The sequence below is a fragment of the Sporosarcina aquimarina genome (genome assembly GCF_019748715.1).
GTDB classification, from domain to species: Bacteria; Bacillota; Bacilli; order Bacillales_A; family Planococcaceae; genus Sporosarcina; species Sporosarcina newyorkensis.
Genome location: NZ_JACLBZ010000039.1, coordinates 79,728 through 94,000, shown reverse-complemented (window position 1 = coordinate 94,000; position 14,273 = coordinate 79,728). Strand labels below are relative to the sequence as shown.

Below are 14,273 nucleotides of genomic sequence, written 5' to 3'. Positions count from 1 at the left end.
TCCTATATGGAGATATAATCAAAATTTCCTGGCAAGTCGGTGTCCCCTAAAGGAGATTTTCAAACAAAATAACCCATCCTTGAGATATCTCCTCAAATTGGATGGGTTTTTTTCACTTCTTTTGGTTAGTTTATAGCGTGATCAATCTACTAGTTTTCCCCTTCAATTATATCAAAAATCAGTTTGGCATGATCTGTATTATCTAAGAGGCCTGCAAAGTTTTCGCTTGATGGACCGTATGCATAGACTAGAACGTCTTCCCCAGTATGACCGCCAGTCGTCCAGCCAGTATAGGAGCGCTTGTCGATAACCTTTTTAATCGCGATCTCGATGTCCTCGCTGTTCTTTTCTGCGTTTTCAACGGACTTGACTTCGTCATCTGTTAATGGAAACAATTCTTGATCAATATACAGCTTGAGACTTTCCTCTACTTTTCCACTTTTCAAGATTTGATCCGCAATGAAGGCAGGCGTTCGTTTGACTGAAGCTACAGTGTCAACCAGCCAGTTAGATGCTCCGTCTGCTCCAATAGAAAAACCACCTGTTGAATGGTCTGCAGTGGCAACGACCAGAGTATGCTTATCCTCTTTAGCAAAATCAATTGCTGCTTTAAATGCCTTTTCGAAGTCTTCCATTTCACTCATTGCTCCTACGACATCATTTGCATGACCCGCCCAGTCAATCTGACTTCCTTCGACCATCATGAAAAATCCATTCTCGTTTTTACTTAATCGATCAATCGCCGCTTGTGTCATTTCTTCCAAAGACGGTGTAGTTTCTCTGCGGTCAATCATTTTATCAAGCCCGCCATCCGCAAATAAACCAAGAACTTGCTCGTTATCATCCGCTCGTAATTCTGATGTATTCGTAACATAACTATAGCCGTCCTTTTGAAAAGACTTTGTCAAATCAATATCCGAACGAACAAAGTTTGTTTTACCGCCACCTAGAAGTACATCTACTGTGTGCTCACCGTTGATCATTTCATTATAATAGTCATCTGCAATCGCATCCATGTTTTTACGACTCTCATTATGCGCACCGAATGCAGCAGGTGTCGCATGGGCAAGTTCAGAAGTGGCTACTAGTCCAGTAGACTTTCCAGCTTCTTTTGCTGCTTCAAGAACTGTTTTCACTCTTTTCTTATCTTTATCGACAGCAATTGCGTTATTATATGTTTTAATCCCTGCCGACATAGCAGTCGCAGCAGCGGCAGAATCGGTAATAGTTTGCTTCGGATCGTCTGGATAAGTCATTTGCTGACCTACTAGGTATTTGTCAAATTCCGTTCGCTCCACATACGGCGTACTAGGATCATCCTTAAAGTAGCGATATGCAGACGTATAAGAGGTACCCATTCCGTCACCAATCAAGAAGATCACATTTTTGATTTCCGGATCTTTTTCGGCTATTTCTACGGCTTGAACGCTAGGATTAGAAATTTCTCCAACCATTCCTCCAATCAAGATACTAGAAACAACAGCAATCGGTAGAGCTCTCTTCAAAAACTTTTTTCTCACGATTACACGACCTCCTATTTTTGTACTTCCAAGGACAAGTATAATGAGAGATTGTTAAGGTCGTTTAAACAACATGTTAAGATATGTAAAGGTTTGAGAACCTGGCTCCCCAATATTCTGGGATGCTGTACCCTACTATCATCCGTGCAACTTAGAATACAAAGTGATAATCTTTAACTGAGGAGGGTTGCATATGGAGGAATTTATTATCTATCCGAAGCGTTCTAGAATGCTAATGTTAAGTTTCTTATCTATTGTATTTGTATTACTCGGCACTATTTTCACACTTCTTTTCATATATGGCGAAGCTCCAATTTGGATAGGAATCGTCGGTGTCATAACATTGCTGTTCTTTGGCTGGTGTGGCATATTTTATTTAAAAGAACTCCTAAACAGAAGACCAGCGTTAATTATTTCGGTTGAAGGTATTATTGATCGCTCTAGTTACTTAGCTGCCGGATTGGTGAAGTGGGAGGACATAAAAGAATTCAACCTATACACTTTTTCCGGACAAACATTTCTCGGCATTGTTACATACGATCCTAAGTTGATCATTAATCGAACGAGCGGGGCAAAAAGATTGTTGAATGGGGCTAACAGAGGCTTAGTCGATGCCCAAGTGAATATTCCTGTAAAAAACCTTGCCTGTTCAATAGAAACAATCTTTGAAGAAATTGAGCACCGATGGGTTATGGATTCTTCAGTGACGCTGCCGAGTGAATGATTGTAGACTACATAACAGCGGGGACATAAAAAGCGCGTACCGCCTTTCATGTCCCCGCTATTTTCATACTCCTGAAACTCTAATTCCAAACGAATTAATTACGTAGATAAAACAATCCTCCATTGACTATCTCAATTGTAATACGAGGTTTAAATCGTTCTTCCATCGCCTGTTTTTCAATCTCATAACATTCTGGTTTAACATCTTGTCCTTCATAAAAATAATCCAATACCGCTTGATCCTTTTGCCATCTCTTCTTCGATTCCACTGCCCAGTTTCGATCTTCTTCTCCAACAATCCTATCGATTACAGCATCTAACCGATCCAAAGCTCGGACAGGAGTAATGATATACGGTAAGTTAAAAACATTTTCAGGCGGCTCCATTGCCAAGTTCAAATTGTTCAGTTTCCCCTGGAATTCCTGGAAAACAGCTCCTGTCATCAAGTTGATGCCTAACGAATGAAGAGCCTCTTTCGTTTGTTGACTTCTAAATGAAATTTTATAATTTACACTCAACCATGGCGTCAAAACTGCTTGTTCGCCTTGTCTTGTTTGGAGCTGCTCATACATCTTCACATATGAACCCATATCCTTCGTTACTTGAAATAATTGATGAAGGCGAGGTGAACCTAAATGCACCACTTCACCTTTAACTCCTTCATTTAGCTGTTGAATATTCGTGATAAGCGTAATTTGTGCCGGATTAGGCGTCTCATTAACACTTTCTATATATCTCCAATAAAATGGACGGTTCATAATCTTTTTATCCATCTCCACCGTTAACTGGACAGTCATATAGTGTTCATTTCCATTGACAATCGGGCAATTATTTTCATTGAAGAATTGTCTTAGATATCCGTGGATTTGTTGCGGATACATGTACATCCTCCTCTGATTTCTTAGTGGTCTTTAAAATATCGTCGAGCTGCCCAACGACCTTTTCAAAAACCTCTATTTTCCCTTGAAGCACTCCCAATATATGATCCTCGATCGTATCTTGAATCGCTAAATTATATATGTGCACATCATGCTCTTGTCCCAGACGATGAACACGTCCGATCCTTTGCTCTAACTTCATCGGATTCCAAGGTAAGTCATAATTAATGACATGATGGCAAAACTGAAGGTTAATTCCTTCTGCTCCCGACTCAGTCGCAATTAACACTTGGGCATTTTGCTTGAATAGGTGCTTAATCCACTCTCGGCTGTTTTTGCTTAATTTACCATTAAATAAGACACTCGAAATGCCTTTCGAATGAAAATACTCACACAAGTACATTTGGGTAGCCCGATATTCAGTGAAAAGGATGACCTTGTCATTCGCCTTTATAATAAGATCCACTGCTTTTTCCGCTTTCGAATGAACCGATAGATTCCCCAGTTGCTGAATTACTTCATTCACATATGCTATTTCGTCCGTACTTCTGCAATCCGCGCTGAGTTTCTTCAAAGTACCAAGAGTAGCTTCCTGACTGCTACACATTTCCCTCTGCAGAGTAATGGTTGAAAAAGCACCAGAAAATACGGAAGACACATCTTTTAACCCCGAAATAAGTTCGTAGGCTTCTCGTTCTTTGTCTGTAAACTCAACCGGGATTACTTGAACTTGACGATTTGTCCATTCAATCCCTGTATCCTGCCGTCTATTTCTAACCATTACTTGGTTAACCAATTCATTCAAGAAACTATCCTGCTCCACATCTCGTTTATTTGCGGAAAACGTAGATTTAAAGGTCTCGTAGGATCCCAGATGCCCTTGCTTCAATAAAGTGATGAGGTAGAACAATTCAAAAACATCATTTTGAATAGGCGTTGCCGTCAATAGCAAACAAAACTTCTTCTTTAGATTCTGCACAAACGTATAACTGATTGTTTTATGATTCTTTAATTTATGTGCCTCATCCACAATGATTAAATCATAATCCTGCGCATAAATTTTCTCTTTATGAGGACTTCGTTTAGCAGTATCCATGCTCATAACTACAACATCCAGATAATCCAAATCAAAATTCTTTCTATAAAGCATCGCTGGGATATGAAATTTCAGCTGCAGCTCCTCTACCCATTGATTGGCAAGCGATGCCGGAACCAAGATAAGTGCTTTTTTAACAAGACCGCGAATGAGGTACTCTTTTAAGATTAATCCCGCTTCGATTGTTTTTCCTAGCCCTACCTCATCAGCTAAAATTGCTTTCCCATTCATTTCCTCAATGACTCGTTCTGCCACTTCCAATTGATGAGCAAGCGGTGTTACATTCGGTAAGTATTTAAGTGACTGCAGCCCTTTAAAATCGGTAATTAAATTGTTTTTGGAAATATCATAACTCATCTTATACAATGTCCAACTATCCCATTGCTCACGGTTTTCCAGTCGTTCAATGAAGGCTTCTTGCCAAGCAGATGATCTTTCAATCAGCATTTTGTTCACCCCAAACTAAATTTTCATTTTTGTTAGGGTGTCCAAAAAAGAAATTCTTATGAAAACAAGTGACAAAAGCCAAATTGCTTTTGTCACTTGTTTTATTTTAAGGATTGATTGGACAGCATCACTCAAACAGCTTAGTGTAAATCTCTTCCTAAATCGACCATTGCATGAGCAAGACGAATTGTGGAGACTGCTAATTCTGCGTATGATACTTCCTGTTTTGGATTGAATAAATTTTTCTCCGTTTTCAATAATCCCATTGAGTTGGCGACCGCCACATACCCTTTTTTGTCAGTTTCAATTTTTTCAGTATCGTCAAAGCTTAGTTTATACATACTACTATCCTTAGCCGCTTGCTCAAGTCCAAGAACTCGTACATACCAAACTGCCAATTCTTCTCTTGTTATCGACGAGTCCGCATCAAATTTCTTATCCGGATTAATAATCCCCGCTTCGACTGCATGTTCAACTACAGAATACAAAGGGTGCTTAACACCTATATTATCGAATGTTTGAGTCGGCTCCTCTTGACCAAAGAAATAGTCACCATGATGGAAGTAGGTAAGCGAATTCACAAGCACCTTCAATGCTTCTCCTTTTGAAACAGGCGCATCTGCATTAAACTTTTCCACATCTTTTACATCCAGCACTTTCGAATTCAGTAGATAATTCAGCTCTGCTTCTGCCCAAGGATGCGAAATTGCAATTGATTGATCCGCATCAAATAGGTTATTCCATTTTCCTGTATTGGCATCCAGATAACTATACATATCTCCTTTAAACACAGGCACATAGATTAGATCATACTGGTTCCTTTTTTCATTTTGTGTTGGATTCATGTACATAAGCTTTAGGCTAAGTGCATCCTTCAACAGCGTTTTCGCCTGTTCGTCGCTAATCACTTTATCGCTTGACGGCCAATTCTCTATCTCCTGATAATCGATATTGAGACTATTGAGAGAACCATCTGCTCCGACACCAATGCTAATTTGATCACCGATTACGACTATTCCATTGACAAGTCTCGGGAATGAAAATTGATAGGTTCCCGTTCGTTCATCAAAGGAAGGGTCCTCAACCGGCATCCCATAGTTATGCAAATAAGAAGGAGCCCATTTTTTTGCGTATGCAATCGCTTTTTTCAACGCCTCTTGTTCGGTAAGTGAGTTCTCCGTTGTTGCATTCTTCTCCATTTCTCTAAGCAACTCTTCTTCAAAATTATAGTATTGAACGACTTCCCCTGTCTGTTTATTAATTTCTAAATTTGATCCGTGTCCTCCATTCGCATAATGGTACATATACTCAACACTGATGACGTCTTGACCATTATAATTCTGTGTCTCTTGAATAGATTCGATCGTTAATTTTACTTTGTCTGAAGTGACAGCAAGAAGTTGTTCGGCAATCTTCTTAGCTTCTGCTACCGTCACCCCTTCTTGTCGTGGAGAAAGCGGCTTCGCCGTCAGCTTTTCAATTTTCTTCTTCGCTGGGAAATTTGCTGTATATCCGTTTTGAGTCAGCCAATCCCCTGAAAGTGCATGTACTCCTTGCAGCCTGTTCGTCGGTTGATAAACGAGCTGCACATTGCGGTCACCCGTTTCGTAGTTATAATTAATTTGGTAGTTCAAATCCACAGACAAATGATCTTTTACTTTCTTTAACATCTCTTCATTAGCTTTAACTTTACTGACATCCGCAAAAGTGGAAGACCCCTGATTCTGTTGAGTTTTGTAGAAACCGCCGATTTCTCCATTTCCTAGAACGTATACTTCAATCATCTGATCCGCAATAGGTACTTGGTTTTTTGTTCGCGTGAAAGTAAAAGAATAACGGATTGGTTCCGTCAATAACTGATTCGAAAAATAATTAGATGTGTCCGATTCTAATTGATAGTCTTTTCCATCAAGAAATTTCTTCATAAATCCTTCTGCAACTTTGCCGGCCTCTTCCTTTGTAACCTTTGCCGGGAACAGTGCATCTGCGATATTGGCAGGCTGATACGAGAAGTACTCTACTTCCAACTCTTCTCCAATAAATCCTACGTATCCATACAACCGCTTGCCGTTCAAAACTTTCGTGAATTGGAGATCATAGCGTATGGTTTCATCATCCGGAAAAATATGTGCGCTGCTCATTTGAAAATCACTAGCTGTCAGAAATTCAAATTGATTTGGGAATAGCTGCCGAAATTTCTGGATCAAATCCTCTTTCTTATAAGCAGTTTCTACGGAAGCTAATTGGATTCGCACCTTTTCTGGTTGTCCATACACAGTGGATGATGCATCGGCAATCGGTGTAAACATGCCAATAGATAAAACTGAGGAAGCCACTAGCGCGCTAACTTTTTTACTATTAATCAATATAATCCCCCTAGGAAAAAATGTTTTTTTCCAATTAAACAATTAGTTACACAAGATGAAATCTACATTTTTATGTAATTGGACAATACTTAAAGATGTTTATGTTTATCAGGGGGAGAACATTCCTTAAATTTCAAAAGCAGCAAAGCTTCCTTCTTCATCAAAGTTTGTCACATGTAACACTTTGTCTGAAAAGTATTCTGTTACATCTGTATGATTTCCAATCACGAGTGAAAGAACATTAAATTTCTTTTCTCTTTTCTTTTGATTAAATTCATTAAGAAAAGCTTCACTGAGTTCATCTTCTCCATCGGTGATGAAAATTACATCCGCTTGTTTGAAACGGCTTTTGTTGATTACTTTCAACGTCTCATTCAACGGCAACTTGAAGTCTGTACCACCGCCCAGATAGGTACGCACCAGACGAATCAATTCAGGCGCTGTTATTTTTCCTTTTTCATATGTAAAGCTTTGTATGCTCGTGGAAAATAACACTACACAAAGATCTCTGCGTTGCTTTTTTGCGATGGCTAGTAGCGCTAATAAGAAGCCTTTTGATTGGTTGTCCAGTAGCTTCATGCTACCGGACTGGTCCAAACAAATTACAATCGGACCTTTTCCCAACTGCTCACGCTTTTTCTGTTCGTATTGCATGATCTCTCCTTCTGCATAGCGACGTAGAAACTCATTCCTTACCGCAGGATGCGTATACAAGGCAAGTTCCATCGGAAGCAACCTTTCCAATTCATTCCCCAGCGTTACGTCCCTTCTTTCCATCGCAGCCGTATAATTCAGCTTTTGTTTATTCTGGGCAATCTGTTTGAATCGGCCTGCCCATTCTGCAATCTGCTGCATTTTGGGATCCGTCGCAATTTTCTCTGCCAAAGACAACTGATTACGTAATGGAATATTCTTTAAGTCTGCAGCACCTTTGCCCGCACTTAAGCCTCCCATTAAAGATATCAAACTCTCTTTTATCCGTATTGTTTCTTCCTTTGCTTCGTCTAATGCCTGTAAGAACCGGTCGCCATTCGTTTCAAATGTCAGCTGTAATTTCTCATCTAACTCAAGTGCAGCTCTTTCAAGTTCCTGTAAGGGCCCATTCTCTACCTCCTCTATTTCTTCTGATTGTTTACCCGGTAATTGTTCCCGTATTGCATTCAACAGCATCCCAAGCTCCTCGTCCTGCTGTTGTGAATCGTCCAACCACTCATTTATTTTTTCACCGAACTTCACGGTACAAATTGCAGCTGATAAGTCATCTAATCGTGTAAAGCGACGAAAGTTTTCGAACTGTTCATCGGACATGACCCTCTTTATTAGTGTTTGATTGGACTTCAATACCGCGTCAATCTCTCCAATAAGGATTCGGGGCTTCATCTTATACAAAGAAGCCCAAACATCGCTCAATAAAGGCTCCATCGTCGGCAGAATCCCTTCCGCTCTCACCTTTTGAAGTTCATCAGACATCTCAAATAGTTCCTTGAACCGTCGTTTGTCAAAAGCATCTGTATTCAGTACGGAACGTTGATCTTTAATTACTTTGCTTCTTTGCAAGAACTTCATCCTCCTTACATCCTGAAAAAGATACCACTCGACTTAACATTCTTATCCTTTTTCCGACCAGTATGATAAAAATATGCCGGATCCAGTGTGTAATTTTGGATCTCCTGGTACATTGATTTTACTTTATCGAGTACTTCGTCAATTTCCGACTTCCTGCTTTGGTTAGCTTCTTTAAGTTGATTTAGAGTAGACAGTAAATTATTCATTTTTTGAGTCGCTTCCATTCCTACTTCTGTTGAATGATCCCGAAATGTAGCATCTAGCACTTCTTCAGCCTCATTTTGTATGGAATCGAGCATTCGGACCACAGCGTCCTGTGCATGTCTGCGAACAATAATCGAGACGGTTTCTTTTTGATCGAGCGTTTCCCAGAGAGCGTGTTCAAGTATTAACACATCGTCAACCTGCACCGTTCTTCTTTGATTGATCAACGCTTTTGCTTGCAAAATGCATAATGATTGCTTGAATCTTCGGTCGGAAGGCTGAATTCCCTCGTCTTGCAGCTCTCTCCTGAGTTTCGCTAAGATCCCGTATATTTCATCAGGAATTACAACACGATCCGTCAATTCTTGAAGCTGCACTAAATCTTCCAACGTCATTGCCGGCATTTCTTTATTCTGTCCTGCATCTTTCATCATCGAGAGAAAATTCAATTCATCAGTAATGAAATTGATCTCGAAACGCAGAAGGAAACGGTCGAATAATGCTTCAAGACCTTCGCCGTCTTCTGGGTATTCATTGGAAGCACCGATGACGGACATCAAAGGAACTTCGGTAGGTGCGCTGTCATTATAGAAAAGCCGCTCATTAATCAAGGTCAGCAAACTATTTAAGATTGCAGAATTAGCCTTAAAGATTTCATCCAAAAACACCAAATGAGCTTCAGGCATTTTAGTCGCTGTATTCCGTTTATATATGCCTTTTTCGAGGTCTTTTAATGATAATGGGCCGAAGACTTCTTCCGGCGTGCTGAATCTAGTCAGTAACCATTGAAAGTATTTTGATCCTTCCACGATTTTCGCAAGTTCAGCAGACAAAGCAGATTTAGCTGTTCCCGCAGGTCCGATCAGAAGCACATGTTGCCTCGCGAGAAGTGCCACAAGAATTCCTTCCACTTCACTTTCGCGTTCATAAAACTTTGCATTCAATGACTGTCTGATTTCTTCCAACTTTAGTATATTTGTGTTCATCATTTTTATAACTCCTCGATTTGTTTGGTATGCAATTCGTCCTGTTGAATCGTTCTATATAACAGTTTGGTGGAAACTTCACCGATTTAACCTCATAGCTGCAATATATTTAGCGTCTATCATTTATCTGGTTAAACTTGATGCAATGTACGATATCTCCCACTTCTATTACACTTATCAAATTCAAATGAAACTATAAGAGATGTTAGTCGTATACTAAATAATTAAACTATTACTTAGAAAGGAATGTGTTGTATGAGATCATCCAACCCGAGTTTGGGGAAAGACACGTTTCGTGGACTAGAGGTTGATAGCGGTTCTACCATGACCATTCAAGGAACTGTGAATAAGACATTCATTCTGTTCTTGCTATTGAGCGCAACTGCATTCTTCACATGGACGCAATACTTTGCAGGCAAGGATATCCAAAGCCTGCTTTGGATCGGTCTATTGGGCGGTTTTGTAGTTGCTCTCATTACAATTTTCGTTAAAAAAGCAGCTCCTTATACCGCTCCCTTGTATGCATTGTTGGAAGGGCTTGTTATTGGCGGGATTTCTGCTATGTTCGAAACACAATTTGAAGGAATAACAACCCAGGCTATCTTGCTAACACTCGGTACTTTGCTTTCCCTCCTGTTTGCTTATCGCTCAGGATGGATCAAAGTGACTGAAAACTTCAAGCTAGGGGTATTTGCTGCAACGGGCGCCATCTTCTTCGTTTACATTGCCGACCTCATTCTTCGCTTTTTCGGGATGGGCGTCCCTTTCATACATGAAACGGGCCCTATCGGTATTATAATTTCTGTCGTCATTGTCATCGTTGCTGCATTGAACTTAGTTCTGGATTTTGATTTCATTGAAGAAGGTGTCAAACAACAGGCACCGAAGTATATGGAATGGTATGGCGCATTTGGATTGATGGTAACGTTGGTATGGCTGTATCTTGAAATATTGCGGTTGCTTTCCAAAATTCGAAGTAAATAAGTATATTTTAAACTTTAAAAAGATGAGCTCTTTACTATGTAGGCGAATGCCTAAAACTAGTTAAAGAGCTCATCTTTATTAATTGTATATAGATTCGAGTTTCCAAATCAATTTTAATCAGATTTTTCTTGTAGTATACATTCAGAAAAACCTATCAACTCCCCACGATAACCGAATTCCCTTTATTTCTTAAGGTCGATAAAATGCTCAACGCAGCGAGATAGCTTGTTTTCGGATTGTTGGGCATGGGTTCATTCTCGATCGTCAAACTCATCTTGCCGAAATCACCTATTGCTTCGATTGTATGCGTATTTCTTTTGACCAAAGGATCTGCGATGACACGTACTTTCGTTTGATCGGCTCCTAGCCCTGCAATCGACAGCAACAAGGCAACATTGACGTTTTTAGGGAATTTTTCGATAGCATTAAGCGCCATGCCGTCAAATAAACATTCTTCTTCATTTTTTAATTCCAAGCCCAATGATTCGTATGATTTCCTTGTCGTAATGCCGACTTCCTTCAATCCGCCAATCGAATTGGCCGATTGCAAAAGATCCAAACCGCCAATTGCGCCTGAAGGAAGATAAATATGCTGACCACAAACACGTGCCAGGTCACTCATTTCCCGAAAAAACTTCACGTCTTTAAAGACCCCAATACTACTCAAAATGAGATCTTTGTTACTTCTTAAGACATCTTCCATATGCTGAATGGCCACTTCAATCGTAGCAGCTTCTATTACAATATCGACTGGGGAATTAATAAATTCCTGAAAATCCGTATAAAACTTTATACCATATTTTGTTTCCAACCGGGAACCCACTTCTTGATTCCGGCCAAATAGTGAAGTAATCTCGCCTTCCAGTTTTCCACCGGCATTTATACTTTCCAATAAATACTGCGCTATGTTGCCGGTTCCAATTACTCCGATTTTCATTTCACAACACCTCTTTCTCTATTATACAGAACCTTCTCTGTTCCTCTAATGAAAGACAGCAAAAAAGTGCATACTTCTGAAACGACTTGTACGTCAGGCGTTCACACTATCGTTTAGCGTCTAGTTCCCCCTGTTTTAAAACTATTCCAACTCGAGCTTCGTTATAGTAGTAGAAAGGCGGTGATGGCAAATGGATTCAGTAGATTTGGAAAAAGTCATGGATGAATACGGGGAACATCTACTGAAAATGGCTTGTTTTTATTTACGAGATCGGGAAACGGCGAAAGATATCGTACAGGAAGTATTCATTTCTTTTTATGGCACAGCAAACTACGAGGAACTAGGAAAGATTCGCGCATATTTAACGAAACTGACGGTCAATCGCTGTAAAGATTATTTGCGAAGCTGGTCATTTCGTCATCTGCAATTTGGTAAGGACTGGATCGAAACTATACATAACGAACGTGATCCATTAATTTTGCAAGAAGAGAAAGCAGAGATTGCAATCGCAGTATTGAAGCTCCCCATTAAGTATCGGGAAATTATACTCTTTTATTATTATGAAGAATACAACATGAGAGAGGTTGCTCAATTCCTCAATCTATCGGAAAACACGGTGAAAACGAGAATGATTAAAGCACGCAAATTACTTAAGAACGCGTTGTCATCTGATTACTGGGAGGTGCTTTCCATTGAATGAAGTGAAAAGAAGCTTGGATAGGATTGTTGGAGATGTTACTACTGATAAAGAAGAATTGAAACAAAGAGTTCTTTCTGGAAAAAGAAAGTCTAAAAGAAAAAATCCTTTTCCTTTAGTTGCTACTGTTATTGTTATGACCGCTGTTCTTTTCTTTACATTCAATGTGTTCCAAGGAGAGTATTTGAAAAAGGATGGCAGTGAATATGAAGTGAATGAGGAGCTCTATGATCTTCTTCTGAAAAGCGAACAACACGAAATTGAAGACCCAGATGAATTGCGCACTGTTGTTATGCAAAGATTAGTAGAATCAGATTCCTTAATCGAATATGCAAAGTCACTTGGCTACTTAGCAGATGAGCAAGCAATGAAAGAAGAATTAGCGAAAGAGCAGCAAACCTTTTTCGAGGGTTTCAATGAAGAGGAACTGAATTCAGTCGAACAAACACAGCTCGAAAATTTCGGCTATACTTATGAACAATATTTTCAAACGATTCATAAGCATACTATTCAATTCACTGCGGCCGTGGAATGGCTAGATCATAATCCTCCCGCAGAACACACAACACAGCGTGAAGTGCTAGATGCCTTTCTAGAAACACATGCGGATGTGATCACTGAATTTATGGAGAAGAAACAAATCCCTCCTGCCGATCCTTCTTCTGTGTACGTAGAGTTTGAGGGATTAGTCGCAGCTATCGAAAACCGTCGAGTATTGGTTGTCCAAGGAGTGGAGAAAGATCAAATCGAAGGAATGTCGGCTGAAGAAATTCAAGATGCAGCGTATGATTCCGCTTGGTTTGAGTTTGATGAAACGATTGAGCAACTTGCTCTATATAGGCAGATTAACGTAACATTTGATCCATTGTCGTATCCAGTCTCTCAAGCAGAACAAGAAAAAGTGTTTGAAGATGTGAGTGGGTGGGAATAAGTGAACAACTTACAAAAGCGTTAACTCCGCTAATGAGGAGTTAACGCTTTTTATATGAAATATCCTATTTTTTCTCAATCCGTATCCTAGTTAGACAGACTGACAGTATCCGATTTGCTACGGTCATTACCTAAAAGATCCAATAAGACTTTAGGAATCGAAAACTGTTGATCGTTAATAGTAAGCTGTGTTGCACTTTCTTCTTCATCCTTCACATTCATTGCTGCCATTTCAAGATGAAGACGCTCCATCTTATGATCTAGTGCAATTGCAGATTCGGCAGCTTCCTTTAATTCTCTTAACAGATGAGGTGGAACTGATTTGTTGTGTTTATAATATATTTTATGTTCCAAACTTGCCCAGAAATCCATGGCGATTGTACGGATTTGGATTTCCACAGCAACATGTTCTTCTCGATCTGACATAAAGACTGGTATTTCTACTAAAACATGCAGACTGCGATAACCATTTGATTTCGGGTTTTTAATATAATCCTTGATCTCTAAGACTTTAAGATCTCTTTGGCGCTGTAACATATCACTTATCTGATAAATGTCTGAAATGAAAGAGCAGGTAATTTGTAAGCCCGCTATATCCTTCACATTTCTTTTTATGTTTGAAAAAGTAATGTCGTGTCCTTTTCTTTGAAGTTTATTCAGTATACTTTCAGGTGACTTTACTCGCGACTTCGTATTTTCAATTGGATTGTAATCGTGTAAAATACGAAATTCTTCTTTCAATATATCTATTTTTGTTTCTAATTCATTCAGTGCAAATTTATACATCAACATAAATCTTGATAATTCATTTCTCATACTTTTCAATTGTTCTACCTGATATTGATCCATCCTCTTATCGCTCCAGTTCCAAGCGCCAGCTCCTCCGGTCGTTTCGACTCTGCCAAAAAGGCAAAGAACGCCTTTGTGGTAGAGCCTCCA

At 39.6% G+C, this 14,273-nt stretch carries 12 protein-coding genes; 4 read left to right on the top strand and 8 right to left on the bottom strand.

What is annotated here, in order from left to right; translation table 11 throughout:
- Window positions 1–149 precede the first annotated feature (149 nt).
- Complete coding sequence (locus tag H7J92_RS16955) at window positions 150–1,520, bottom strand: alkaline phosphatase (protein ID WP_221838167.1); 1,371 nt, start codon at window positions 1,518–1,520, stop codon at window positions 150–152.
- Between the two features lie 193 nt (window positions 1,521–1,713).
- Between H7J92_RS16955 and H7J92_RS16950 the strand changes: the two genes are divergently transcribed.
- Window positions 1,714–2,244, top strand: a complete 531-nt coding sequence (locus H7J92_RS16950; protein ID WP_009498766.1) for an STM3941 family protein — start codon at window positions 1,714–1,716, stop codon at window positions 2,242–2,244.
- 94 nt (window positions 2,245–2,338) lie between these two features.
- Here the strand turns inward: H7J92_RS16950 and H7J92_RS16945 are convergent, their stop codons facing one another.
- The 5 genes from H7J92_RS16945 to H7J92_RS16925 all read right to left on the bottom strand — a co-directional run bounded on the left by H7J92_RS16945 (window position 2,339) and on the right by H7J92_RS16925 (window position 9,789).
- Complete coding sequence (locus H7J92_RS16945; protein WP_009498767.1) at window positions 2,339–3,124, bottom strand: YqhG family protein; 786 nt, start codon at window positions 3,122–3,124, stop codon at window positions 2,339–2,341.
- Window positions 3,078–4,664, bottom strand: a complete 1,587-nt coding sequence (locus H7J92_RS16940) for a DEAD/DEAH box helicase (RefSeq protein ID WP_009498768.1) — start codon at window positions 4,662–4,664, stop codon at window positions 3,078–3,080. Before H7J92_RS16940 ends, H7J92_RS16945 begins: the two co-directional genes overlap by 47 nt.
- A gap of 140 nt (window positions 4,665–4,804) precedes the next feature.
- Window positions 4,805–7,030 carry a YcdB/YcdC domain-containing protein gene (locus H7J92_RS16935; protein ID WP_221838165.1) on the bottom strand — a complete coding sequence of 742 codons (2,226 nt, stop codon included), beginning with the start codon at window positions 7,028–7,030 and terminating at the stop codon, window positions 4,805–4,807.
- Window positions 7,031–7,156: 126 nt separating this feature from the next.
- Window positions 7,157–8,596 (bottom strand): VWA domain-containing protein, encoded by a 1,440-nt coding sequence (locus tag H7J92_RS16930; protein WP_009498770.1) that lies wholly within the window; start codon window positions 8,594–8,596, stop codon window positions 7,157–7,159.
- Between the two features lie 5 nt (window positions 8,597–8,601).
- Window positions 8,602–9,789 (bottom strand): AAA family ATPase, encoded by a 1,188-nt coding sequence (locus H7J92_RS16925; RefSeq protein ID WP_009498771.1) that lies wholly within the window; start codon window positions 9,787–9,789, stop codon window positions 8,602–8,604.
- 252 nt (window positions 9,790–10,041) lie between these two features.
- Between H7J92_RS16925 and H7J92_RS16920 the strand changes: the two genes are divergently transcribed.
- Window positions 10,042–10,770: a Bax inhibitor-1/YccA family protein gene (locus H7J92_RS16920; protein ID WP_009498773.1), complete on the top strand. Its 729-nt coding sequence runs from the start codon at window positions 10,042–10,044 to the stop codon at window positions 10,768–10,770.
- A gap of 154 nt (window positions 10,771–10,924) precedes the next feature.
- Here the strand turns inward: H7J92_RS16920 and nadX are convergent, their stop codons facing one another.
- Window positions 10,925–11,707, bottom strand: a complete 783-nt coding sequence (gene nadX / locus H7J92_RS16915; protein WP_078818778.1) for an aspartate dehydrogenase — start codon at window positions 11,705–11,707, stop codon at window positions 10,925–10,927.
- Between the two features lie 190 nt (window positions 11,708–11,897).
- Here nadX and H7J92_RS16910 point away from each other — a divergent pair, with 190 nt between their 5' ends.
- Together H7J92_RS16910 and H7J92_RS16905 are read left to right on the top strand one after the other, a co-directional pair.
- Window positions 11,898–12,407: a sigma-70 family RNA polymerase sigma factor gene (locus H7J92_RS16910; protein WP_221838163.1), complete on the top strand. Its 510-nt coding sequence runs from the start codon at window positions 11,898–11,900 to the stop codon at window positions 12,405–12,407.
- Between the two features lies 1 nt (window position 12,408).
- Window positions 12,409–13,335: a DUF3221 domain-containing protein gene (locus tag H7J92_RS16905; protein WP_343228109.1), complete on the top strand. Its 927-nt coding sequence runs from the start codon at window positions 12,409–12,411 to the stop codon at window positions 13,333–13,335.
- An 86-nt stretch (window positions 13,336–13,421) separates the two neighbouring features.
- Here the strand turns inward: H7J92_RS16905 and H7J92_RS16900 are convergent, their stop codons facing one another.
- Window positions 13,422–14,183, bottom strand: a complete 762-nt coding sequence (locus H7J92_RS16900) for a GTP pyrophosphokinase (RefSeq protein WP_221838189.1) — start codon at window positions 14,181–14,183, stop codon at window positions 13,422–13,424.
- Between the last annotated feature and the right edge of the window lie 90 nt (window positions 14,184–14,273).

What these genes read in the sequence shown, in the direction of transcription:
- H7J92_RS16950 (WP_009498766.1), top strand. Translation starts at nt 1,714, where the DNA reads ATGGAGGAATTTATTATCTATCCGAAGCGTTCTAGAATGCTAATGTTA.
- H7J92_RS16945 (WP_009498767.1), bottom strand. Translation starts at nt 3,124, where the DNA reads ATGTATCCGCAACAAATCCACGGATATCTAAGACAATTCTTCAATGAA.
- H7J92_RS16940 (WP_009498768.1), bottom strand. Translation starts at nt 4,664, where the DNA reads ATGCTGATTGAAAGATCATCTGCTTGGCAAGAAGCCTTCATTGAACGA.
- H7J92_RS16930 (WP_009498770.1), bottom strand. Translation starts at nt 8,596, where the DNA reads ATGAAGTTCTTGCAAAGAAGCAAAGTAATTAAAGATCAACGTTCCGTA.
- H7J92_RS16925 (WP_009498771.1), bottom strand. Translation starts at nt 9,789, where the DNA reads ATGATGAACACAAATATACTAAAGTTGGAAGAAATCAGACAGTCATTG.
- H7J92_RS16920 (WP_009498773.1), top strand. Translation starts at nt 10,042, where the DNA reads ATGAGATCATCCAACCCGAGTTTGGGGAAAGACACGTTTCGTGGACTA.
- nadX (WP_078818778.1), bottom strand. Translation starts at nt 11,707, where the DNA reads ATGAAAATCGGAGTAATTGGAACCGGCAACATAGCGCAGTATTTATTG.
- H7J92_RS16910 (WP_221838163.1), top strand. Translation starts at nt 11,898, where the DNA reads ATGGATTCAGTAGATTTGGAAAAAGTCATGGATGAATACGGGGAACAT.
- H7J92_RS16900 (WP_221838189.1), bottom strand. Translation starts at nt 14,183, where the DNA reads ATGGATCAATATCAGGTAGAACAATTGAAAAGTATGAGAAATGAATTA.